The organism is Vibrio sp. DW001, assembly GCF_029016285.1.
In the GTDB taxonomy this organism is placed as follows: domain Bacteria; phylum Pseudomonadota; class Gammaproteobacteria; order Enterobacterales; family Vibrionaceae; genus Vibrio.
In genome coordinates this window covers 1650266-1669714 of record NZ_CP091976.1, presented here as the reverse complement: position 1 = coordinate 1669714, position 19449 = coordinate 1650266, and the positions used below count along the sequence as shown (strand labels likewise).

Sequence of the window (19449 nt, the reverse complement as noted above, 5' to 3'; positions counted from 1 at the left end):
TCATGGCGACTGAAGCTCAAATTATTGAAGCGTTGTTTGTATCAATGAACGCCTCGTTCGTGAAAGGTGTTTCACGAGCAAACCCACAATGGGACAAGATTGCTACTGAAGTTCCGTCTTCTGGTGCCTCTAACTTCTATGGTTGGTTGAAAGACTTACCAGAGATTAAAGAATGGGTAGGTGACCGACAGCTGGCTGATGTGGGTAAGCATGGTTACGCCATTACAAACAAGACGTTCGAAAGCTCTATCTCTATCAGCCGTGAAAATGTTGAAGATGACCAAATCGGTCAGTACTCAGTATTGGCAGAACGTTTTGGTGATCAGGTAACGATGTTCCCAGACAAGCTTGCTTATCCATTGCTTGTAGCAGGTTTCACCACGCTTTGTTATGACGGCCAGAACTACTTTGATTCTGACCACCCGTTAGACACGACACCTGCTTCAACGTTCTCGAACGTGGTTGGTGACCCGTCAACCGATACAGGTTCGCCTTGGTTCTTGATTGATAACTCGCAAACGCTGAAGCCTATCGTGTATCAGAACCGTCGTCCGTTCGTGTTCAAAAACATGAACCCGACAGAAGAGTACACCTGGTTCAACAACAAGTTTGCAGCGGGTACTGATGGGCGTTGTGAAGTTGGCTTCTCTTTCCCTCAATTAGCGATTGGCTCTAAAGCTGCGCTGACGGAAGCGAACTATGAAGCGGCGGTTAAACAACTTGGCGGAATGAAACGTGCCGATGGTGTGCCTCTGGGTGTTCGCCCTACCACACTTGTGGTTGGCTATGCGAACCGTGCGGCAGCGAAGAAATTGATTGAACGAATGCTCATCGAAGGTGGTGATACCAACGTGTATTTCCAAGACGTAGAAGTGATCGTTTCTCCATTCATCGCTTAACCAGCAAGACAGATTGGCGGTAGCAATGCCGCCAACCTTTAGGGATTTATGCCATGACTGTAAAAGTTGAACTTAATCCAAACACTTGGACGCTTATTTCTTCTGCTGCGGCGGGTTATATGGACAACCAAGCAGGCAGCGTTGTGAAGTACCGTGTTGAAGACTCAGCACCATCCGATGCTGAAACGTTTGGGCATCAACTGAAGCTTGAAAAAGGCATTGGTTGGTCTCGCGCTGTAGCGAAAAACATTTACGGAAGAACCGCCAGCTCAACAGGCGATGTCATCGTTACGGAAGGTTAAGTATGTTTTTTGAAAACTCACCACTGATAAGCCAAAGCGCACCGCCAGCACCTGAATCTGTTTTGCTTATGCGTGCCAGTTATGTCACGCCAGATGCGAACGATTTAAAGCAAACGCTCGCGGCAGACAACACACCAGAAGCGATTCAATTTAACCAAATTCCTCTAGCGTCTGCTGACCTTTCCCTTGATTTATTAACAGGTGAAACCACAGCGCTTAAAGACTTTAGTGGAATGGTGAGCTTGAACGTTTCCATTTTGCGTGAGCTTGCAGGTGCAGGAAGTACCGATTGGGGAATGTTCATCGAAGTGTTCGATACAGGAACAGGCCAATGGGTAGCTTATGACGGCAGCTTGAGACCGATTACCTTAGATAGCCAGTCAACCGATGAGAAGCGAGCGATTGATTATTCTGTGTCTGTTTCCATCTTGGCGGGTGACAAATTCCGTTGGATGCATTCAACGAGCGATGCAAGCCGAACGGTTTCCATTGTTTCATTTGGTGCGGCTAATGGGTTGCCCTCTTCAGCGGGTGTGATCATGAGTTTCTGGGGCATTAAACCGTAATTTAATCGCCATTAAATATTCGTTTAAAGGAGTTCACAGTGAGTGGAACTAAAAAATCAACAACTGGAAAAGTTGGAAAAGTGGAAGGAAATCCCTCCACCGCTAAAGCGGAAGCCGAACAGAAAGCACTAGACAACGCCGATGCTGAATTAAAGGCCGAAGCAGAAGCTGAAACCAATGTTCAGTTAAAAACAACCGAGCCGGAAGCATCAACAGCTGAAAGTTCATCTCAATCAGAGCCTGATTCTAAGAACCCTGAAAAGGGGGAGAACGACAAGCTGGAGCAAGATGCGTCGATGGCGGGCACTGAAACCAAAGAAGGAAAGGCAAGTGAGCAAGTGGATTCAAAGAAAGATGATGTGGTTCATCCTGGGGATGGCGTTGACGCTATCGGTATTCTTGGCGCTTTCAAAGTATGCGCTAAATCAGATGCTGGGTTTTGGCGCTCAGGCGTTCAGTTCCATCGTCTCCAAGAAAAGCTGGTGCTTGTGGTGGAACAAGAGCCGGATGCGTCTGCGCGAGTTCATGCGAAAGATCATGAACCAGAGTGCGTGGTGTTCCTCTCTCCTGAAAAGGCGAAGCGAGTACACGACGAGCCGCACCTAACAGTTGAAGTTGTTGAGCTTGAAGACGTACTCGATTTTCAAGACATGCAGCAATAACGTTTTTAAAAGGTAGTAAATACGATGGCAACTTACGCAACCAAGCAAGACCTACTTGATCGTGATGAGCAAATGCTGTGGAACTTTGCGGTAGACCGCACCACTGGCGAACTCAACGATGTTTGGATTAACCAGGCATTAGACCAAGCCGATGAAGAGATTAACTCTTTCTTAGGTCGTCGTTATGTTCTGCCACTGCCGACTGTGCCAGGTATGTTGAATAAGGTTGCCATCACTATTGCGTTCTACTGGTTAGCCGACCGTGACCAACAGGCCACTAACTTACTAGAAGAGCGCTACAAGATGCAGCTTGAAACCCTGCGTGAGATAGCCAATGGCAAGCGCGAACTTGGTTTGCCAACCATCGAAGCCCCAAGCGAAAGCAGCGTGGGCAAGGTTGAGCTGATTCAAGAGAACGAGCGTCAGTTCACTCGCAAAAGCTTGAGAGGCGTCTTGTAATGTCGATTGGTGTTCAAGTAACGGGAACGCAAGAGCTTGAGCGCTATCAACAGCTGCTTGAAACCCTAAGCGACCCAAAGCACAAAATGGAACTTTTGGATAGTTTAGGGAGTGTTGTAGAAAACCAAACCACGAGAAGAATTGCCGATGAGAAAACTTCACCTGATGGTCAACGTTGGGATGATTGGTCTAGCAGTTATGCGAAGACTCGACATGGAAATCAATCCCTATTGGTTGGTGAAGGAGACTTGCGAGACTCCATTACTTTCCAAGTGGAGCGAAACCAAGTTCGAGTTGGATCGCCATTGGCTTACGCTAGCGTTCATCAAGATGGCTTTTCTGGTCCGGTTCAAGTGTCTGCTCATACGCGCCTTATCACACAAGCCTTTGGTAAAGCGATTCCTCAGAGAACTCAATTCATCTCGTCTTTCACTCGTATGATGAACATACCGCAGCGAGAATTTTTAGGGTTAAGTACCGACAACCAAGCGGATGTGTATACGGTTATCGGTAACTTCTGGAAGGAGTTAATGAATGTCTAGACCCGACTTTACCACCAGTGGTTCTACCGTTTGGGCTGTGAATGAAATCGTTCAGTACCTTAAGCCAAAGCTTGAAGGTGGTGTACGTGAAATAGAAAAGATCCAAACCGTTGAGCGCCACATTGGCCGCTTTGATAAAGCGGATGATATTAAGCGCTGGATGTCGAACCGTGACGGTGGCGTTCGTGTTGCTGCCCTACGTGTTCCGCAATATGAAACCGTGGGTAATCGCTTAATTGGTAACGTTAACCTTGTGGCCTATGTGTTTACCACCGACCAGTTCGGTTACGAAAAAGACCTACGTGCTGAAGTGGTCGCAGGAAAGTTGGTGCGTGAACTGGTGGATAGAAGCGCACTGCCAACGGCCTATGGTCGCGTTGAAAACGTACGCAGTGACAATTTATACAGCGGTGAAATTGACAAGCTTGGTATTGCTATCTGGTCTGTCACTTGGTCGCAGCAATGGTACTTAGATGAAGAGATTGATCTCAGTACGTTAGATGACTTCATTACCTTTGGTCTGAAAGGTGAAATCGCAGATGGCGCACCCACCATTGATGGTGAAGTGAAGCTGCCTCAATAAACCGTGACACAAATATAGGACTTAATCATGTCGTTAAAAAAGAATCTGATCCCCATTAAACCCAAGAAAGCCGAAGTGCCTGTACGCAAACCTGACGGTGGTTTTGTTAACGCAGATGGTGAAGAAGTCGAACGCACAGGTTACTGGGTTCGAAGAATTAATGATGGCGACGTGGTACTAGTCCATCAAAAAGATTGGGATGCAGCCAAGGCGGCGCTGGCAAAAGAAAAAGCCGATGCCATCGAGCAACAAAAGAAAGCGCTGGCGAAAGAAGCCAAGGCTACAACCTCTAAAACTGAAGGAGAATAAGCATGTCATTAGGCTCTATTCCTAACGATATTCGAGTACCACTCGTTTATATCGAGATCGACAACAGCGAAGCGAATTCAGGCACACCCGCTTTGGCTCAGAAAGTATTAGTCCTTGGCCAACAGCTGGCAACGGGCAGTGCTGACGCACTTACGCTGAATCGCATTACGACAAGTGAAAGCCAAATGGATGACCTTTATGGTAAAGGTTCAATGCTTTCTCGTTCGCTTAAGAAGTTCCGCAAAACCAATGAATATACAGACGTGTATGCATTGGGTGTGGCTGACTTAGCAGCAAGTGCGGCTAAGGGTGAGATTGCCGTTACTGCAACCACGGTTAAAGCAGGTGTGATCGCTTTATTGATTGCTGGCGAAAGCGTGCAGGTAACGGTGAAAGATACGGACGATGCTGATTCTATTGCGACGGCCATCATTGCTAAGGTGAATGCTGATACCAACCTGCCTGTTACTGCTGCTTTGAAAACAGCTGAGACAAATATTGTAGAGCTGACGTGTAAATGGACAGGTATTACGGGCGACGATATCGATATCCGTTACAACTACTACGACGGTGAGTTCTTGCCTAGTGGTGTGACTATTGCGATTACTGCCATGACAGGCGGCGCAGGAACGCCAGACATGAGCGCTGTTATCGCGGCTATTCCGAACGAATGGTACAACCATATCGTGATGCCATTTAACGATACCCAATCAATGAATGACCTACGTGACGAGCTGATTAATCGCTGGGGCCCACTCAAGATGATTGAAGGCATTGCTTATACCGCGTTCCGTGGCACCTTTGCTGAGACGGGTGCGTTTGGCTCTGCGCGTAATGACTTCTTGTTTACGTGTATGGGTACGAACAGTTCGCCAAACTCGCCTTGGGAATTTGCAGCCGCTTATGCTGGCCGTGCATCTTACTCACTGGGTATTGACCCTGCACGCCCTCTTCAAACGTTAGTGCTGACCAGTTTGCTACCACCGGCTAAAACCGCTCAGTGGGATATGACCGAACGCAATCTACTTCTGCACGATGGCATTGCGACCTATTCCGTTACGCCAGGTAATGAAATTGCGATTGAGCGTGAAGTATCAATGTACCGTGAGAACGTGTATGGCGACCCAGACCCAAGTTACCTCGATATCACGACACCAGCGACATTGGGTTACTTACGTTACTCACTTCGAACCATGGTGACTAACCGATTCCCTCGCCATAAGTTGGCCGGTGACGATGTTCTTGATCGCCTTGACCCTGGTCAGCCAGTGGTGACACCAAAGATTATGCGCCTTGCCATCATCGAATTAGCAAGTGATGACTGGGTGCCGAGCGCGTTGATGGAAGACTTCGAAGGTTTCAAAGAGACGTTAGAATTGTATCGGGACGAAAACGATAAGAACCGTTTGAACTGTGTGTTCAAGCCAGACATCGTGAATCAGTTCCGTATCTTCGCCGCATTAATGCAGTTCAAACTTTAATAGGGAGTACGCACCATGGGACAAATCCTTGGTCAAGTTGTTGTTCGTGCTAACAGCAAACAGCTTAAAACAAAGAAGGGTTCTACTTTGAACCCAGGTGGAGTAACAAATACGGCTCATAATGGGCCAAAGAGAATTTGGGGTTTCTCTCAAGACTTCGTTCCATCAACACTATCTGTAGTGATTGCGGCAGACGAAGATGTCGATGTTGTGGAGATTAATGCTATGACAAATGCCACCTTAACTTACGAAGGCGATAACGGTGTTGACTACATGATTACGGGTGCATCACCACAAGAGCCATTTGTGTTGAGTGATTCTGGTGAGATTACAGGTACGTTCACAGGAAACCCAGCGGAGAAAGTTTAATGGCTATCATGACCTTTGCATTGGATCATGGTTTCAAGGTGGGCGAAGCCGTCCACCATGAAGTTGGTCTAAGAGAGTTAAGCTCTGGTGATTACATCGATGCGCAGTTAGCGGCAGAGAAAGTGATCGTGAATGATGGCGTGGCCATGGCGTACACCTCTGATGTGCTTTATGGCATTGAGCTTCTTGTTCGTCAGGTTGAGTACATTGGCAGTGTTCAGGGGCCTATCTCTATCAAGGAGTTAAGAAAGCTGCACCAGGACGACTTTAAGCTGCTGCAAGAAAAAGCAAGTGAGCTTGATGAGCTGATTACCAAGGAGCTCGAAAACAGGGGGCGATCTTAAGGCGCTACCGGAAGTCTGTGAAAACTTGCAACTTGCGATGTGTTCAAGAATTCCGTTAAGCGTCACCACTGCCATGCCTTTGCGGCGACTACTCAAAACCTATCGAAAACTAAGAGAACAATCCAATGGCACAGAAACTTGAAACCGATATTGTCTTAAACCTTGCAGGCAACCTAGCGGCTAAGGCGCGTCAGTATGGTAATTCGATGGGTGAGTTCGCCAAGAAAAACCAAAAAGCCATGACACTCGTTAAAACCTCGACCGCCGCAGCTGGTCGGGGTATCGACGCTTTAGGTAATCGCTATGTTGGTATGGCGGCAACCTTTGCTACAGGCGCTACGGTTCGTAATGTAGCAGCGTTTGATGCTCAGATGGTTCGTATTGGCACCAATGCCAAGCTGTCTAGCGACCAAGTGGATGTACTAACCCAATCCATTGAAGACTTTTCTACTCAAGCTGATATTCGTATCGATACAACGACTCTCGCGACAGGCGTTGATACCTTACTTGGCAAGACAGGTGATCTTGAATTCGTAATGGACAACCTAGAGAACATGGGTGTGTTCATGCAAGCCTTTGGCGCTGATGCTGAATCGACAGGTGCGTTGTTTGCTCAGTTCCGAGAGAAAGGCATTCGTGATTCAGAAGCTGTAATGAAAACCATTGATGAACTGTACGGCCAGTTCGCCATTGGTAGTGTGAGCGTTAAGGATTTGGCAGGGATATCAGAGCAGCTTTTTGCTACCTATCAAGCCAAAGGCCCTGAAGCGATTACACAAATGTCTGCCCTTGTTCAGTTGTTTGCAAAGGCAAAAGGTAACGCCAACGAATCACTAACCTCTATTCAAGCCGTGTTCGCCACTTTCTCAGACAAAAAGAAAGTTGAGTTTCTAGACAAACAAGGCATCGCTGTATTTAAAGAAGGCACTAAAGAATTGCGAGAGCCAGTAGAACTACTGCTTGAAGTGTTAGATGCGGCAAAAAATGACCCGCTAAAGTTGGGCGATGTATTCGACCAGACTTCATTGCAAGGTCTGTCTTCTATTTATTCTCAAGAGAACAAAGACCTTCTTCTACAAATGACTTCAGGTACTGGTGAGCTAGGTGCAACGCAAGAAGCGGCTGCTAAGAATGCCGCCACGTTAAATAGTGCAATGACCTCTCTGAATAACTCATTCAATAAATTTGCCAATCAAAGGCTGGCTGAACCAATTCAAGAACTCGCTGATGCTATTAACAGTGTTGATGATGAAACCATTCAAAACTGGTTGAAGTGGGGTGAGACTGCACTATGGGTTGTCGGTGGTTTGGTTGCGGCTAAAAAAGGATTAGACATTGCTGCTTCGGTTAAGACCGTATTTGGTAAAGGTGGCGTTCCTGGTGCAGGCGGTAAAGGTGGGTTTCAAGATTTAGGCGCGATGCCTGTGTTTGTTGTAAACATGCCAGGTGGTGGCATGAGTGGTCTAGGTGGTGATCTTCCTGATGGGAAAAGCCCTAAAGGAGGTAAGCCATCTAAGTCTAGGTTTATGAGCCTTTCTAATTTAGCAGCTGCGACCACTGTAGGTTATGGACTTTCTATCATTCCTGACTTCTCTCCTATTAATGTTCGTCGCCAATCTGAAGTTGATAGAAGTCAACTGCCTGAAGGTTTCCCTGTTTCGGCTGGATTGATGGATGTGGTAGACGACTTCAAAAGTTGGTTTTCGTCGAGTTCAAGTAATGAAGGGACGGTCAACAATCCATATTTGTCTTCAAACACGGGAGGAAATATAAACGTAGATGTTTCAGTCAGTGATGACCGAATCACAACAAAGGTCACTTCCTCTTCACCAACTATTCAAATCGACCCAGATACGGGCGCAAATTAAAGGGGCTTTAAATGGCATTTGAAGATCGTTTAACCGCCTCTATTCGTGGTGTTGAATTTTTCCTAGATGATGCAAGTGGTGACTTTGGTCGCCGTGCTATCCCTCATGCTTACCCTAAGCGTGAACAAGGCTATACCGAAGATAACGGTAAAGTGCTTCAACAAGAAATGATTAATGGCCGCACTGTGGGTGATGGCTACTTTGAGAAGCTACAGCAAATCATTGAAGCGATTAATACACCAGGGCCATGTGAACTGATTCACCCTTGGTTTGGCGTTCGTAAAGTTCAGGTTGGTAAAGGCAGCTTTAAGTTAGTCAATAAAACAGACGGCTTAGCCACGTTTAGCTTTGAGGTGTTTGAGCAAGGTGAAAACCTATTCCCGAATTCAAAGCGCGATACCGCAAGCCAGGTGCAAGGTGAATCAACCAAGTCACAAGATGCGGCTAATGATGCCTTTGAAAAAGAATTTGATGAGACGGCCACGGAAGGTGTGGGCGATATGGTTGATCAGTTCTTAGATGACTTAGATGAATTCACTCGTGGTTTGCCATCACTACCTAGTGAGCTACGTGAGTGGACAGATCGCCTTATGCGCACCAAAGATTCCATTGGCAACCTATTGGCCTACCCTGGTGAGTTAGCGCGTGAAACTATGGGCCTGTTGGAAGACGTGAAAGGCGTGGTCACTGACCCTATTCGCGCCCTCGATGTTTACCAGAACGTGCAAAACCGTTGGGATGGTATGCGTGCTGAACTGGCTGTGACTGGTGGTTTAAGCCGTAACATCGATAGTGCTGATGGCTTCGCAAGTTCGGTGCCTAGCGTGGCTAACCCAGTGAAGCAACAAGCCGTGCTAAATAATGCCGATGCGTACAAGCGTTTGATTATGAATTCCACGACGGTTTCTAAGGCTTCAGCAATGGGTGATGCCGATATTGGTGTTGATTTGATTGATACCGATGAGTCGATTAATAGTCTTTCAGGTGCTGACCGTAAAGCCGTATTAACAGGTGAGCAGTACAAGAAGATTGGGTATGACATTGCCAATGAGTTAGCGGAGCTTTCTGCGAATGCCGTTGAGCTTGGTGACTCTGCGGTGTGGCGTCAGTTTCGGGTGCTGCGTCAAGCGGTTTTGGCGGATACTAGAGCAAGAGCCGAGCTTTTGCCTCAGTTAAGTATTTATACGCCCACCAGTACGGTGCCTGTTTCTTTGGTGGCATGGCAAGAGAACGGCGACACTGAAACGCGCCAGAGCATAGTGCGTCGTAATGGTCTGTCTAATCCATCTTTTATCTTGCCTTCAGATTCCATTGAGGTGATTAGCTCATGACAACGCAGTTAGATGAAATTGTATTGAAAGCTGGCGGTAATGTTTACGGTGGCTGGACTAAGGTCAGCGTGACTCGCTCAATCAATGCGATGTCTGGTTCATTTGATTTAGAACTGACTTGGAAGTGGCAAGGCTCTGACGATAAATACAAAGCCTTCATGGAGCCGATTCAGCAAGGTCAGCCTTGTGTGATTGAAATTGGTGGTGAGCGCGTGATTACAGGCTATGTGGATGATTGGGTGCCTAGCTACGATGCAAACCAGGTGATGATATCGGTGAGTGGCCGAGACAAAACCTCTGACCTAGTGGATTGCTCGATTGACTACCCTTCAGGGCAGTTCAAGAATCAAACGTTAACTCAGATTGCTAACGTGGTGTGTAAGCCTTTCGGTATCAAAGTGATCGTGAATACCGATGTGGGCGCGGCGTTCCCTCGTATTCAAATCGAGCAAGGTGAAACGCCGCATGAGCTGCTTGCTCGTCTAGCGCGTCAGCGTGGTGTGCTGCTAACCAGTGACACGTTTGGCAATCTTGTGATCGTGCGTAGAAGTACAGAGCGTGCGGGTGTGTCTTTAATTCTTGGTGAGAATGTGAAAGCTGCGCGTGGGCGCTTCAGCTGGCGTCAGCGTTTTAGTAGCTTTACGGTTAAGGCTGTCGGGCCTTCGTTTGAACGCTGGGATGGCGCTGAACCTTCTAATGTTGTTGGAATCAAAGCCGAAGTTAAAGATGCAGATATTAACCGCTATCGTCCAATGATTATTATCAACGAAGAAATCACCACTGCGGAAGGTGCAGCCAAGCGCGGCCAGTGGGAGCGCCAGCGTAGCATTGCTACCTCTAATGGCGCTGAGTACACGGTGACAGGGTGGCGAATTCCTCAAACGGGCAAGCTATGGAACTTCAATACGATAGTGCCAGTTCAAGATGAGATTGTAGGTTTGGATGAAGAGATGCTGATTGCCTCGATCATGTTTAGCGAAGATGATTCAGGTCGTCTGGCTGTGGTGAGTGTGGTGAAACCAGAAGCATTTGACATCCCTGCTGAAATTGAACAGCAAACGAAAGTAGGTATTGGATAATGGTAACTCAGCGTTATATTGAGCGATTGCTTGCCCCTATTAAACGCCGCATTACAGGTGCCATTACTCGCGCGGTGGTATCTGGTGTGGTTGAAGATTTACAGCGCCAAAACTTACAGCTTAAGATGCACGCGGATGAATCTGTTGATGACATCGAGCGCTTTCAAAACTACGGTTGCAGTTCGTTCCCACCTATAGGCTCTGAAGCTATTCTTGCGGCTATCGGTGGCAACCTAGGTAACTTGGTTGCTGTGGCCGTCGAAGATAAAAAATATCGTCCAAAGGGTGAAAGCGGTGACGTTTTCCTCTACCATTTGGAAGGTCATAAAATCCGCTTAACCAAAGATGGCAAGGTGGTTGTTACAGCAACCGACGTTATTTTTGAAGCCTCTAATTCCTTCACTATTATTTCCCCTGAAACATTGATTCAAGGCCCTTTGCATGTGACAGGTGGGATATCTACAGACCTTGGTATTTTTGCTACTGGCGGCATTACTTCTGCCAGCGTTGTTAGCGGTTTAGATTTTACCGCAGGCGGCTTTAGCTACCTTGGCCACTTCCACAAAGATGCAGAGAACAGGAATACTTCAGTACCAGTGGGTTAACTATGAGCGTGAGCATCGTGTTCGACATGATGAAAAACACAGGAATCATTATCGAGGGCGGAAGTGTCGCAGATGTCACAGTTTCAGCCCTCGTTTTGATCTCGTTGTTTACCGATGCACGCGCCGATACTTCAGACCGCTTACCCGACGATTCAAACGACTTTAGAGGCTGGCCTGGTGACACGTTTTACGATGCACCATGGGGCTCTAAACTTTGGCTGCTTTACCGTGAAAAACTGACTACCGATGTGCGCAACCGTGCGGTGAAATACGCAGAGGATGCACTGGCTTGGATGTTGGTTGATAGCGGTGATGGCCAGATGGCAAAAAGCGTGTCTGTAGTTGGCTCTATTCCTCGTTTTCAAACCCTTGCCTTGTCTATCAATATCACCAAACCAGACAACGAAGTCATCTCACTGACCGTTATGAAACGATGGGAGGCGCAACGTGCCGTTTAACGTTCCTACGCTACGCCAGCTTATTGAAAACGGTTTAATCGATATTGAAGCCTCGTTAGATGAGGTTTTACCTAAGTTTGGCATTGAGCAAGCGCTTAACTCTTCTGTGAGTGGCAGCGTTCGTGATCTCTACGATTACCAATCTTGGATTGTGCGTCAAATCATCCCTTCTACTGAATCTGAAGACCAGACCATCATCGATGCAGCGCGCTATGAAGGCGTGATTCAAAAGCTTGCAACGAATGCCGCTGGCCCCGTTACTTTTACAGGTAGTGTGCCTATTCCCGTTGGTACTGTGATGACGCATTCTGATGGCCGCTTATATCGAGTGACGCTATCTAATGCGCCAGACAGTGGCAGCGTTTTAGTGGAAGTAGAAGCGGAAGAATCAGGCGCAGCGGGTAATCTCGCGGCAGGTGAAACGCTGACATTGGTCTCAACCGTACCAGGCATTCAACCTAATGGTGTGACGGGTGAAATTTCAGGTGGTGCGGAAATAGAATCCGTTGCTGAAGTGCTTGAGCGTTTACTGTTTCGTAAGCGTAACCCACCAATGGGCGGCGCGGTGCATGACTACGTGGCATGGTGCCGTGAAGTGGCAGGGGTTACTCGTGCTTGGGCTATCGATGCCTATCAAGGCGGCTCAACGGTTGGTTATGCGTTTGTCTTCGATGGCCGTACCGATATTCTGCCTAATGTCACCGACCAACAAGCGATGTCTGATTATATTTATCGCCATAAAGACCCAGCAACAGGTAGTGACGTTGGTCGTCCTGGTGGCATCGAGCCAGTGCCGATTTTGTTAACGCTGAAAGTGACGGATTTAGACATCAATATCACCCCAGATAACACAGAGCTTCGCGCCAGTGTGCAGACCAGTATCAACAGCTATTTTAAAACGCTAAGCCCTGCTAGTACCTTGCTTGTAAGTGCTGTGCGCACCGCTATTGGTTCAGTACCAGGTATTGAAGACTATTCGCTAGATCTTAATGCTGACGTTCCTGCTGCATCGAATGAGTTACATGAGCTTGGAGTGATCACATGGGCCACTCTGTAGAGCAATGGACAAACTCAATCATGGCGCAAATGCCACGAGGTATCTTGTGGCAGCGTTCAGCATCTCTAGACCTTCATAAATACGCGGCAGGCTATGCACCAAGGCTTGAATCGGTAGAAGTTAGCGCAGACAGTTTACTGTTAGAAATGCGCCCTGAAACCACTCAGCAATTACTAGACGAATGGGAAGAGTATCTAGGGCTTCCAGAGTGCCAAGTTCAAAACCAAACGTTTGAATCACGCCGTGCAGCTGTGGTTGAAAAGTATCACCGTAAAGGTGGTTTACAAGCATGGAACATCGACAAGCTTGGTGCTGATTTAGGGTTTGATATCGAGGTTGAAGAAATCTTCCCTCACCACTGTTTACGTGGTTGTACTTATCCGCTTTATGAAGAGAAGTACCGCCACTTATTACGTATTCGCGTCAAAGGCATTACACAAGCTTACGCAACGTGCCTAGACGATTGTTTAACCCCGTTAGTATCTCAAACCGCCGCTATTCTGGAATGTACGCTAAACCAGTTCAAGTTGGGCGGTAAGTACTATGAATTCATCTATGAGGAGAGCGTGTAATGCATCCCTTAAATAATGGCTCTCAGGTCGAGAACGTACCCGCGCCCAAGCCAAGAGTCGGTACGGCTGGATACTTCAGTGAGAGCAACGATAGTGGCGCACCAAGCTATCCAGGGCAAGATTGGTTTAATGCAGTGATTCGTGAGTTTCAGACGGCGCTTTCTGCAAGTGGTGTGGCTTTTGACCCAAATAAGTTTGATCATATGACTAAAGCGATTAAAGGTATTAGCCAAGCTAATGCTCTTGCTCAAAACCGCCTACTTCCCAATCAGAACGCTAATGTAATTGGTAAAAACGGTCATCCAGTGCCAAGTGCGAGCGAGTACACTTACCCCGCGGGAGAAGAAATTGCGGCAGGTTGGCTGGCAGTGACAGAATGTGTCATTACTAAAACGGATAAAGCGCTATCAGGAACGGGGACTTACCGCAGAACCATTGATGGCGAGTTTCCCGATGATTATTTTGGTGTTAAGCGACTTAATAACTCCCAAGACATGACAGGTGTAACGTTGGGGGTAATAGCGGGTAGAACGCACATTGAGGTAGATTTACTACAATCAGGCTCGCACGAGTTCCCCGGTTCAAGTGAAGTTGAAGGGATTTGGCAGAGAGTTGGGGATGAAGTGTCAACGCAAGAAGCCACGGTTGTAACTCAATCTAATAGCGGCCTAATTGGTAATTATGAGACAATATTGCCACTTGGAATTTATACTTCCGGTTCATTTTCAAATGCAGCCGGAAGACCTTGGTCAGACTATGTATTTATAGTCACTATTCATGCGGCAAATGACATTGAAAGTGAAGCTGTTGGGGCGGCAATTTGGGTAAGTGAAGATGCAATAAAAAATTCACCAACATCTTGGTACACTGAGTACGTTTCCGAATCAGGACAAAACTCAAGAGTCAACGCTACTGGTCTAAATACATTTTCAGTAGTTAGAGCGGCTAACGATTCAGTCAGACAAGTGATCGGATACGTAAAAGAAGGGGTTGTGTAATGTTTGCATTAGTAGTTGATAATCGAGTCATTGCTGTTAATGAGATTGGATTTACTAACGCTTTAGTCGGTAATTCATTCGAGTTTGCAGAGGTTGAAATAGGCCAAATTTGTTTAGATGGAGAATTAAAAGGCTTTCCGCTTGATGTTCTGAAGGCTGAGAAGCTCACTGCATTATCAGCAGCGTGCGAGTCAACTATCCTCCAGTCTATATTTAATTCGTCAGCACTCGGTGTTTCAAGGCTCTATCGATGCCGGATAGTCGATCAGTTAAATATTAACGGTTATGTGGTCGGCACCAACAATCATAGTATCGACACTTATGTTGATGATAAAGCCTCGGCAGTACCTGAGCTGCACACACCAGAACAATGCACCCAAGTTCGCGTTGATATGACTAAACACATTGAAGTAGTTCGCAATTACTTTTCGGATTTGAAAGAGCGTGTCAATGCTATAGTAGAAGACACGCCCGAAAACCGTAAAAAGCTTGAGTTGATCGCGTGGGAATTAAATAGTTAGAATCATCTCTCGTTGAGTACATAACCTAAGAACAACAAAGCCTAACATATTGAGCATTTCTATCGCTGCTCAATTTTCTAGGCTTTGTTGTTCAAATCGCAAGTCGCGCTACATCGACATGACTTGTTAACCACTGATGTTTCTTCTCAACTGGCTCTATTTGTGAAATCATTTGATATACATCTAATTAATTGGAGGGCTGTTAGACACAGATTTCTCTGATATCAGTGTTACATCGGGTCAGAATTAGCTCTTAGGATATCGCATCCAGATCATGATTGTTATCAAAAAGTAGCTAGACGTGATAGTTGTCTTTCATAATCTTTAACAGATTAATATCCGACCACCGTATGATAGACTTGTAATATAAATTGGCTTTAAGGAATAATGATGAAGAAAGTACTCTTAGCGGTAGGGATATCAACCTTACTGATCGGCTGTTCAGACAACGAAGTTGGTGATGTGTCACTTGGTATTTTTACTATGAAAGATATCAAACTAGACCATATGGCGGATCCTGTGGTTACGGGTGTGACCTGCCATATTGCTTCTATTGAAGCCGACTTCAGCTTATCCGACCCAAGTGATAGCTCTATATCTTGTCGTCAAACAGGAGATATCACCTCAGAGATGATCGCCGAAATAGACAAAAGTAAATCTGGTGAAGTCGTTTTAAAGAAATCCAAAAGCATATTCTTTAAAAACATGAAAATCAGACGTATCTATGATGGAAAGAACCAAACCTTAATGTATCTCTCATACTCGACCAAAGAAACATCAGGCAGCTTCAAACATAGCCTTTCTACTGTTCCGCTCTGGGGAACAGCGGCTTATGTCACACCGGTACTCGATTCGAAAGCTCAATAGTAATAAGAAAGGATTGGCAGATCGCCAATCCTTTTAAGAAATACTTTGTTATTTATTTGCGACTATCAACGTCAACTCAACTCGACGATTACATGCTTTACCTGTCGATGTGCCATTATTGCAAGCTGGCATATATTCCCCATAACCACGAGTAAATATATTATTTGAATGTAGGTCGCTACGCAGCAACTGTGACTTTACCTCTGACGCCCTTTTTTGAGATAACCGTTCATTATTTGACAATTTACCTGTGTTATCTGTATGGCCGTCTATGACGATATCTACATTTGAATAACCTGATAAGAACACACCAAGTTTGGACAGCCAATCTTGAGACACAGGGGATAATGAGGCAGATCCAGTTTTAAAGTTAATATTTTGCTTCAGTTTGATCATGGTATGGCCACCAGACACCACTTCATACTGAATGCCTTGCAGAGACAAAAATCTTGCCACAGAACTCATATCATCATTTTCTCTTTGCCCATAAGAACTTTGATCCGCATTTTGATTACGCGAAGTAGATGTGCTTTCTGCCCATTCTGGGTGACGTAATTGGGAGCTATTCTGTGGAGCCGTATCCAGCATATAGAACTCACTCATCGTTCCACATCCACTAAGTACGACCATTACCAAGCTGACTATCAGTCTCATACCACCACCCAAGAAAATTCATATGTAATCAAAAATTGTATCGGCCTAAACCTAAATATCTTTATAGCATAATAAAATATTTCTAAAAGTTGACCTAAATTTGTTATCCGTATCTTTAATCATCGGTTTACAGACTGTAGAATCAACCCAATATTCCATTTATTGGTTAATAACATGCTAAACAAACTCGCTCGACTGTTTCTATTGGTGACCTTCACCCTTTTTGTTGCTGCCTGCAGCGACTCAAATACACCTCAAATTGGTAAACAGTACAGCGCACTGCCAAACGACTTATCCGAATTTAACTTATCCCCTATTACTGAGGTCTTTTCTTTAACCTGTGGCCATTGTCGAAATATGGAAGCCTCCATACCAGAAATCGAATCACTCACCAAACAGAAAGTCGGAAAGGTTCACGTTACATTCAATGAAAGCGCTCAGGTTAGTGCCATGCTTTATTATGCTGCTGTAATGCAAGTGGAGGGTCAGCCAGAGCACGAATTGGTTGCCGCACTATTTGAAGTAGTACAGCAACAAGAAGGTACGATGGAACAAAAGCAAGCAAGAATCGAGGAAGTATTTGCCTCTCGCGGTTTAGTGAGTCCTTATCGATTCGATAGCTCTCACGTGGCTGAGCTAGAACAACATATGACATTTGCTGACGACGTTTCTAAAAAGGCGGATATTAACTCTGTACCAAGCTTTATCATAAAGGGTAAATATTTGCTTATCACAGAAGGTCATGACGACATAAAAGACCTTGCAGCCACCATTAACTACCTACTTTCGAAATCAGAATAAAAAGGAACTCCTGTGTCTAAAATTATCTTTCCCATTGTTATTCTTGTTCTTGCCGCATTTTTCATCTATCGCACGTGGAATAATCACAAAATCGCAGACGCGAACGTGGCTATCGGGCAAACATTTTTAGAGAATAATGCCAAAGAAGAAGGTGTCATTACTACCGATAGCGGACTTCAATACAAGGTATTGCAGGAAGGTACAGGTACCGAGAACCCAACCGCCACGAGCAAAGTTAAAGTGCACTATCACGGTACATTAATCGACGGTACGGTTTTCGATAGCTCGGTTGATAGAAATGAACCGATTTCATTTGGATTAAATCAAGTCATAAAAGGTTGGACTGAAGGGGTCCAAACCATGGTTGTTGGGCAAAAAATTCGCCTATTTGTACCAAGTAACCTTGGTTATGGAAAAAGCGGCAGCGGACCTATCCCACCAGCGTCGGTACTGATATTTGATGTTGAGTTATTAGAAATACAGTAATTATTGGTATAAAAACGAAATGTATCTAATCGTTGGTCGTTAAACTCCGTAAAAACGGTCGTGATTGAACGTTTAAAGCCCATTACTTTGTTAATGGGCTTTTTTTTGGTACTAGGTAAAGTCAATCTAATCTTGGACGAATAATAACGTCTAAATAGGGCGCTAGGCTTCCGTTTACCTTGCTTCGCATTATTGTTTTATTTTCACATTTACTATGATTTTTCCTAGTGACACGATTTCGCCATAAGTGGATAGTAACAACTGTATTTTCGTTATTATTTTCAGGGGCCATTATCGTGAATTGTAAGGATTGTTCATCGCAATCGTGTCGTAAAAGTAAGGCAACATCCTCGATTAAATGGCGCCTAGATTATGGAAAGGTGTTTCGATTACTCGCGTTCATTACACTCATCTTTGCTTGGTATTGGGGTCAAGAGCATAACCGGCCTGATTGGAAAAGTGATATTCAAGGACTGCATCCTAACGCCAATATTTCAGCCATAAACGGTAGCGAAGTACTATTTTCGATGAACCACAATGGCGGGGAATATTATGTGTCTGTCGCGACGGATAACAGTTACGGAGGACCACTAACGTTGGCGTCTATCATTACCAAAAAAGGTAGAATCAAAACAGTAGAGTTGTTAAACCACAGTGACACTCCTGCGTATATCCAAAAGCTTTTAAATGCAGGATATTTACGACAGTTCCAACGAAAACCTGTCGATTATTTACCCATTGCTGGTAAAAACTGGGATGCGGTCAGTGGGGCAACCCTCAGCTCCAACGCGATTATGCGTGCCAATACTAGGGCATCACATACCATCGCAAAACTGAGTTTTTCCTTATCCCCTAAACCATTACAAAAAGAAATCGACCTCACTCTTAATCACGTTTTAATTACATTACTCATTACGCTGTCAGTCATCAATATTTGGATAGGCAGTAAGAAGCTAAAACTCACTTACATTTTGGGTAGCATTATCGTCATTGGCTTTATGACCAATCAGCTACTCAATGTAGCTAACTTCTCTGGGTTATTGTTAGGTTTTGTACCCGCACTCAGTGAAAATCTCGGTTTCTGGATTCTATTCGGGAGCGTCTTCGTCGCAGTTATCCTTCTAGGAAGAAATATCTATTGTGGTCATATCTGCCCATTCCATGCTATCCAATTTCTATTACAAAAAATTGGCAATCTTAACTTCCCCATTCTGCCTATTGTTCTGAAGTATGGTCGCTATATACCGAAGGTAGGCTTATGGGCCGCTTTAGTGATTGGTCTCGTTACCGTAAACCCTAGTGCAGGTGCATATGAACCATTCTCGATGATATTTTCGTTGCAAGGTGATGGTATTCAGTGGTTCATAATGCCTGCTGTTATCGTTGGGTGCTTCTTTATCCCTGACATGTTTTGTCGTTTTTTCTGCCCTGCAGGAGAGATGCTAACCTTACTAGTTAATTTAAGAAATAACCTTGTTTACCAAATCAAAAGATTCATAAAACGTAAGGCAATCAAAAGGTTATATGATTGCCCTCATACAGGACGAGAACAAAGAGATGAGTAAACCAATTTTGCATCCCAAGACAAGAACCAAAGGACCTCAATGGGCTTCTACAGCGCTATTGTTCGTTACCA

General features: G+C 45.4%; 25 protein-coding genes. 24 read left to right on the top strand and 1 reads right to left on the bottom strand.

Annotated elements, in window-relative coordinates:
• Positions 1 to 2: 2 nt before the first annotated feature.
• From L3V77_RS24940 to L3V77_RS24840, 21 genes are all read left to right on the top strand, one after another.
• Positions 3 to 899 (top strand): Mu-like prophage major head subunit gpT family protein, encoded by an 897-nt coding sequence (locus tag L3V77_RS24940; protein ID WP_275137502.1) that lies wholly within the window; start codon positions 3 to 5, stop codon positions 897 to 899.
• Between the two features lie 53 nt (positions 900 to 952).
• The gene (locus L3V77_RS24935) at positions 953 to 1201 is read left to right on the top strand and encodes a hypothetical protein (protein WP_017098626.1); all 249 of its coding nucleotides are present in this window, start codon (positions 953 to 955) and stop codon (positions 1199 to 1201) included.
• Between the two features lie 2 nt (positions 1202 to 1203).
• Entirely contained in the window at positions 1204 to 1767 is a 564-nt protein-coding gene (locus L3V77_RS24930; protein ID WP_069669249.1) for a hypothetical protein, read from the top strand.
• Between the two features lie 38 nt (positions 1768 to 1805).
• Positions 1806 to 2429 (top strand): hypothetical protein, encoded by a 624-nt coding sequence (locus L3V77_RS24925; RefSeq protein ID WP_275137501.1) that lies wholly within the window; start codon positions 1806 to 1808, stop codon positions 2427 to 2429.
• 24 nt (positions 2430 to 2453) lie between these two features.
• Entirely contained in the window at positions 2454 to 2888 is a 435-nt protein-coding gene (locus L3V77_RS24920; RefSeq protein WP_102582796.1) for a DUF1320 domain-containing protein, read from the top strand.
• Positions 2888 to 3430: a phage virion morphogenesis protein gene (locus tag L3V77_RS24915; protein WP_275137500.1), complete on the top strand. Its 543-nt coding sequence runs from the start codon at positions 2888 to 2890 to the stop codon at positions 3428 to 3430. The genes L3V77_RS24920 and L3V77_RS24915 overlap by 1 nt, the downstream gene beginning before the upstream one ends.
• Positions 3423 to 4013, top strand: a complete 591-nt coding sequence (locus L3V77_RS24910; protein WP_275137499.1) for a hypothetical protein — start codon at positions 3423 to 3425, stop codon at positions 4011 to 4013. The genes L3V77_RS24915 and L3V77_RS24910 overlap by 8 nt, the downstream gene beginning before the upstream one ends.
• Positions 4014 to 4040: 27 nt before the next feature.
• Positions 4041 to 4322 carry a DUF2635 domain-containing protein gene (locus L3V77_RS24905; protein WP_275137498.1) on the top strand — a complete coding sequence of 94 codons (282 nt, stop codon included), beginning with the start codon at positions 4041 to 4043 and terminating at the stop codon, positions 4320 to 4322.
• Positions 4323 to 4324: 2 nt separating this feature from the next.
• Positions 4325 to 5803 carry a phage tail sheath subtilisin-like domain-containing protein gene (locus L3V77_RS24900; RefSeq protein WP_275137497.1) on the top strand — a complete coding sequence of 493 codons (1479 nt, stop codon included), beginning with the start codon at positions 4325 to 4327 and terminating at the stop codon, positions 5801 to 5803.
• Positions 5804 to 5818: 15 nt separating this feature from the next.
• Positions 5819 to 6172, top strand: coding sequence for a phage tail tube protein (locus tag L3V77_RS24895; protein ID WP_275137496.1), 354 nt, complete (start codon positions 5819 to 5821; stop codon positions 6170 to 6172).
• Positions 6172 to 6516 (top strand): phage tail assembly protein, encoded by a 345-nt coding sequence (locus tag L3V77_RS24890; protein ID WP_069669256.1) that lies wholly within the window; start codon positions 6172 to 6174, stop codon positions 6514 to 6516. Before L3V77_RS24895 ends, L3V77_RS24890 begins: the two co-directional genes overlap by 1 nt.
• Positions 6517 to 6641: 125 nt before the next feature.
• Positions 6642 to 8384 carry a phage tail tape measure protein gene (locus L3V77_RS24885; RefSeq protein WP_275137495.1) on the top strand — a complete coding sequence of 581 codons (1743 nt, stop codon included), beginning with the start codon at positions 6642 to 6644 and terminating at the stop codon, positions 8382 to 8384.
• 11 nt (positions 8385 to 8395) lie between these two features.
• Positions 8396 to 9715: a DNA circularization N-terminal domain-containing protein gene (locus tag L3V77_RS24880; RefSeq protein ID WP_275137494.1), complete on the top strand. Its 1320-nt coding sequence runs from the start codon at positions 8396 to 8398 to the stop codon at positions 9713 to 9715.
• Positions 9712 to 10794: a phage baseplate assembly protein gene (locus L3V77_RS24875; protein WP_275137493.1), complete on the top strand. Its 1083-nt coding sequence runs from the start codon at positions 9712 to 9714 to the stop codon at positions 10792 to 10794. The genes L3V77_RS24880 and L3V77_RS24875 overlap by 4 nt, the downstream gene beginning before the upstream one ends.
• Positions 10794 to 11399, top strand: coding sequence for a phage baseplate assembly protein V (locus L3V77_RS24870; protein WP_275137492.1), 606 nt, complete (start codon positions 10794 to 10796; stop codon positions 11397 to 11399). The genes L3V77_RS24875 and L3V77_RS24870 overlap by 1 nt, the downstream gene beginning before the upstream one ends.
• Before the next feature lie 2 nt (positions 11400 to 11401).
• On the top strand, positions 11402 to 11857 hold the full coding sequence (locus tag L3V77_RS24865) for a phage GP46 family protein (RefSeq protein WP_275137491.1): 456 nt from the start codon (positions 11402 to 11404) through the stop codon (positions 11855 to 11857).
• Positions 11847 to 12914, top strand: coding sequence for a baseplate J/gp47 family protein (locus tag L3V77_RS24860; protein ID WP_275137490.1), 1068 nt, complete (start codon positions 11847 to 11849; stop codon positions 12912 to 12914). The genes L3V77_RS24865 and L3V77_RS24860 overlap by 11 nt, the downstream gene beginning before the upstream one ends.
• Positions 12899 to 13486, top strand: coding sequence for a putative phage tail protein (locus L3V77_RS24855; RefSeq protein ID WP_275137489.1), 588 nt, complete (start codon positions 12899 to 12901; stop codon positions 13484 to 13486). The genes L3V77_RS24860 and L3V77_RS24855 overlap by 16 nt, the downstream gene beginning before the upstream one ends.
• The gene (locus L3V77_RS24850; RefSeq protein ID WP_275137488.1) at positions 13486 to 14484 is read left to right on the top strand and encodes a hypothetical protein; all 999 of its coding nucleotides are present in this window, start codon (positions 13486 to 13488) and stop codon (positions 14482 to 14484) included. Before L3V77_RS24855 ends, L3V77_RS24850 begins: the two co-directional genes overlap by 1 nt.
• Positions 14484 to 15005 (top strand): hypothetical protein, encoded by a 522-nt coding sequence (locus L3V77_RS24845; RefSeq protein ID WP_275137487.1) that lies wholly within the window; start codon positions 14484 to 14486, stop codon positions 15003 to 15005. Before L3V77_RS24850 ends, L3V77_RS24845 begins: the two co-directional genes overlap by 1 nt.
• Before the next feature lie 390 nt (positions 15006 to 15395).
• Positions 15396 to 15872: a CreA family protein gene (locus L3V77_RS24840; protein ID WP_275138248.1), complete on the top strand. Its 477-nt coding sequence runs from the start codon at positions 15396 to 15398 to the stop codon at positions 15870 to 15872.
• 48 nt (positions 15873 to 15920) lie between these two features.
• On the opposite strand, the gene L3V77_RS24835 is transcribed toward L3V77_RS24840, so the two are convergent.
• Positions 15921 to 16526 carry an OmpA family protein gene (locus tag L3V77_RS24835; protein WP_275137486.1) on the bottom strand — a complete coding sequence of 202 codons (606 nt, stop codon included), beginning with the start codon at positions 16524 to 16526 and terminating at the stop codon, positions 15921 to 15923.
• 174 nt (positions 16527 to 16700) lie between these two features.
• Here L3V77_RS24835 and L3V77_RS24830 point away from each other — a divergent pair, with 174 nt between their 5' ends.
• The 3 genes from L3V77_RS24830 (at position 16701) to L3V77_RS24820 (ending at position 19378) form a co-directional block, all read left to right on the top strand.
• Positions 16701 to 17327: a thioredoxin domain-containing protein gene (locus L3V77_RS24830; RefSeq protein WP_275137485.1), complete on the top strand. Its 627-nt coding sequence runs from the start codon at positions 16701 to 16703 to the stop codon at positions 17325 to 17327.
• A 12-nt stretch (positions 17328 to 17339) separates the two neighbouring features.
• Complete coding sequence (locus L3V77_RS24825) at positions 17340 to 17813, top strand: FKBP-type peptidyl-prolyl cis-trans isomerase (RefSeq protein WP_275137484.1); 474 nt, start codon at positions 17340 to 17342, stop codon at positions 17811 to 17813.
• 296 nt (positions 17814 to 18109) lie between these two features.
• On the top strand, positions 18110 to 19378 hold the full coding sequence (locus L3V77_RS24820) for an FMN-binding protein (protein ID WP_275137483.1): 1269 nt from the start codon (positions 18110 to 18112) through the stop codon (positions 19376 to 19378).
• Positions 19379 to 19449: the final 71 nt, after the last annotated feature.

Excerpts from the sequence above, each read along its gene's own strand:
- L3V77_RS24930 (WP_069669249.1), top strand. The coding sequence starts at position 1,204 with ATGTTTTTTGAAAACTCACCACTGATAAGCCAAAGCGCACCGCCAGCA.
- L3V77_RS24915 (WP_275137500.1), top strand. The coding sequence starts at position 2,888 with ATGTCGATTGGTGTTCAAGTAACGGGAACGCAAGAGCTTGAGCGCTAT.
- L3V77_RS24845 (WP_275137487.1), top strand. The coding sequence starts at position 14,484 with ATGTTTGCATTAGTAGTTGATAATCGAGTCATTGCTGTTAATGAGATT.
- L3V77_RS24890 (WP_069669256.1), top strand. The coding sequence starts at position 6,172 with ATGGCTATCATGACCTTTGCATTGGATCATGGTTTCAAGGTGGGCGAA.
- L3V77_RS24855 (WP_275137489.1), top strand. The coding sequence starts at position 12,899 with ATGGGCCACTCTGTAGAGCAATGGACAAACTCAATCATGGCGCAAATG.
- L3V77_RS24875 (WP_275137493.1), top strand. The coding sequence starts at position 9,712 with ATGACAACGCAGTTAGATGAAATTGTATTGAAAGCTGGCGGTAATGTT.
- L3V77_RS24885 (WP_275137495.1), top strand. The coding sequence starts at position 6,642 with ATGGCACAGAAACTTGAAACCGATATTGTCTTAAACCTTGCAGGCAAC.
- L3V77_RS24835 (WP_275137486.1), bottom strand. The coding sequence starts at position 16,526 with ATGAGACTGATAGTCAGCTTGGTAATGGTCGTACTTAGTGGATGTGGA.
- L3V77_RS24900 (WP_275137497.1), top strand. The coding sequence starts at position 4,325 with ATGTCATTAGGCTCTATTCCTAACGATATTCGAGTACCACTCGTTTAT.
- L3V77_RS24895 (WP_275137496.1), top strand. The coding sequence starts at position 5,819 with ATGGGACAAATCCTTGGTCAAGTTGTTGTTCGTGCTAACAGCAAACAG.
- L3V77_RS24920 (WP_102582796.1), top strand. The coding sequence starts at position 2,454 with ATGGCAACTTACGCAACCAAGCAAGACCTACTTGATCGTGATGAGCAA.
- L3V77_RS24940 (WP_275137502.1), top strand. The coding sequence starts at position 3 with ATGGCGACTGAAGCTCAAATTATTGAAGCGTTGTTTGTATCAATGAAC.
- L3V77_RS24870 (WP_275137492.1), top strand. The coding sequence starts at position 10,794 with ATGGTAACTCAGCGTTATATTGAGCGATTGCTTGCCCCTATTAAACGC.
- L3V77_RS24865 (WP_275137491.1), top strand. The coding sequence starts at position 11,402 with ATGAGCGTGAGCATCGTGTTCGACATGATGAAAAACACAGGAATCATT.
- L3V77_RS24910 (WP_275137499.1), top strand. The coding sequence starts at position 3,423 with ATGTCTAGACCCGACTTTACCACCAGTGGTTCTACCGTTTGGGCTGTG.
- L3V77_RS24830 (WP_275137485.1), top strand. The coding sequence starts at position 16,701 with ATGCTAAACAAACTCGCTCGACTGTTTCTATTGGTGACCTTCACCCTT.
- L3V77_RS24905 (WP_275137498.1), top strand. The coding sequence starts at position 4,041 with ATGTCGTTAAAAAAGAATCTGATCCCCATTAAACCCAAGAAAGCCGAA.
- L3V77_RS24840 (WP_275138248.1), top strand. The coding sequence starts at position 15,396 with ATGAAGAAAGTACTCTTAGCGGTAGGGATATCAACCTTACTGATCGGC.
- L3V77_RS24850 (WP_275137488.1), top strand. The coding sequence starts at position 13,486 with ATGCATCCCTTAAATAATGGCTCTCAGGTCGAGAACGTACCCGCGCCC.
- L3V77_RS24880 (WP_275137494.1), top strand. The coding sequence starts at position 8,396 with ATGGCATTTGAAGATCGTTTAACCGCCTCTATTCGTGGTGTTGAATTT.
- L3V77_RS24935 (WP_017098626.1), top strand. The coding sequence starts at position 953 with ATGACTGTAAAAGTTGAACTTAATCCAAACACTTGGACGCTTATTTCT.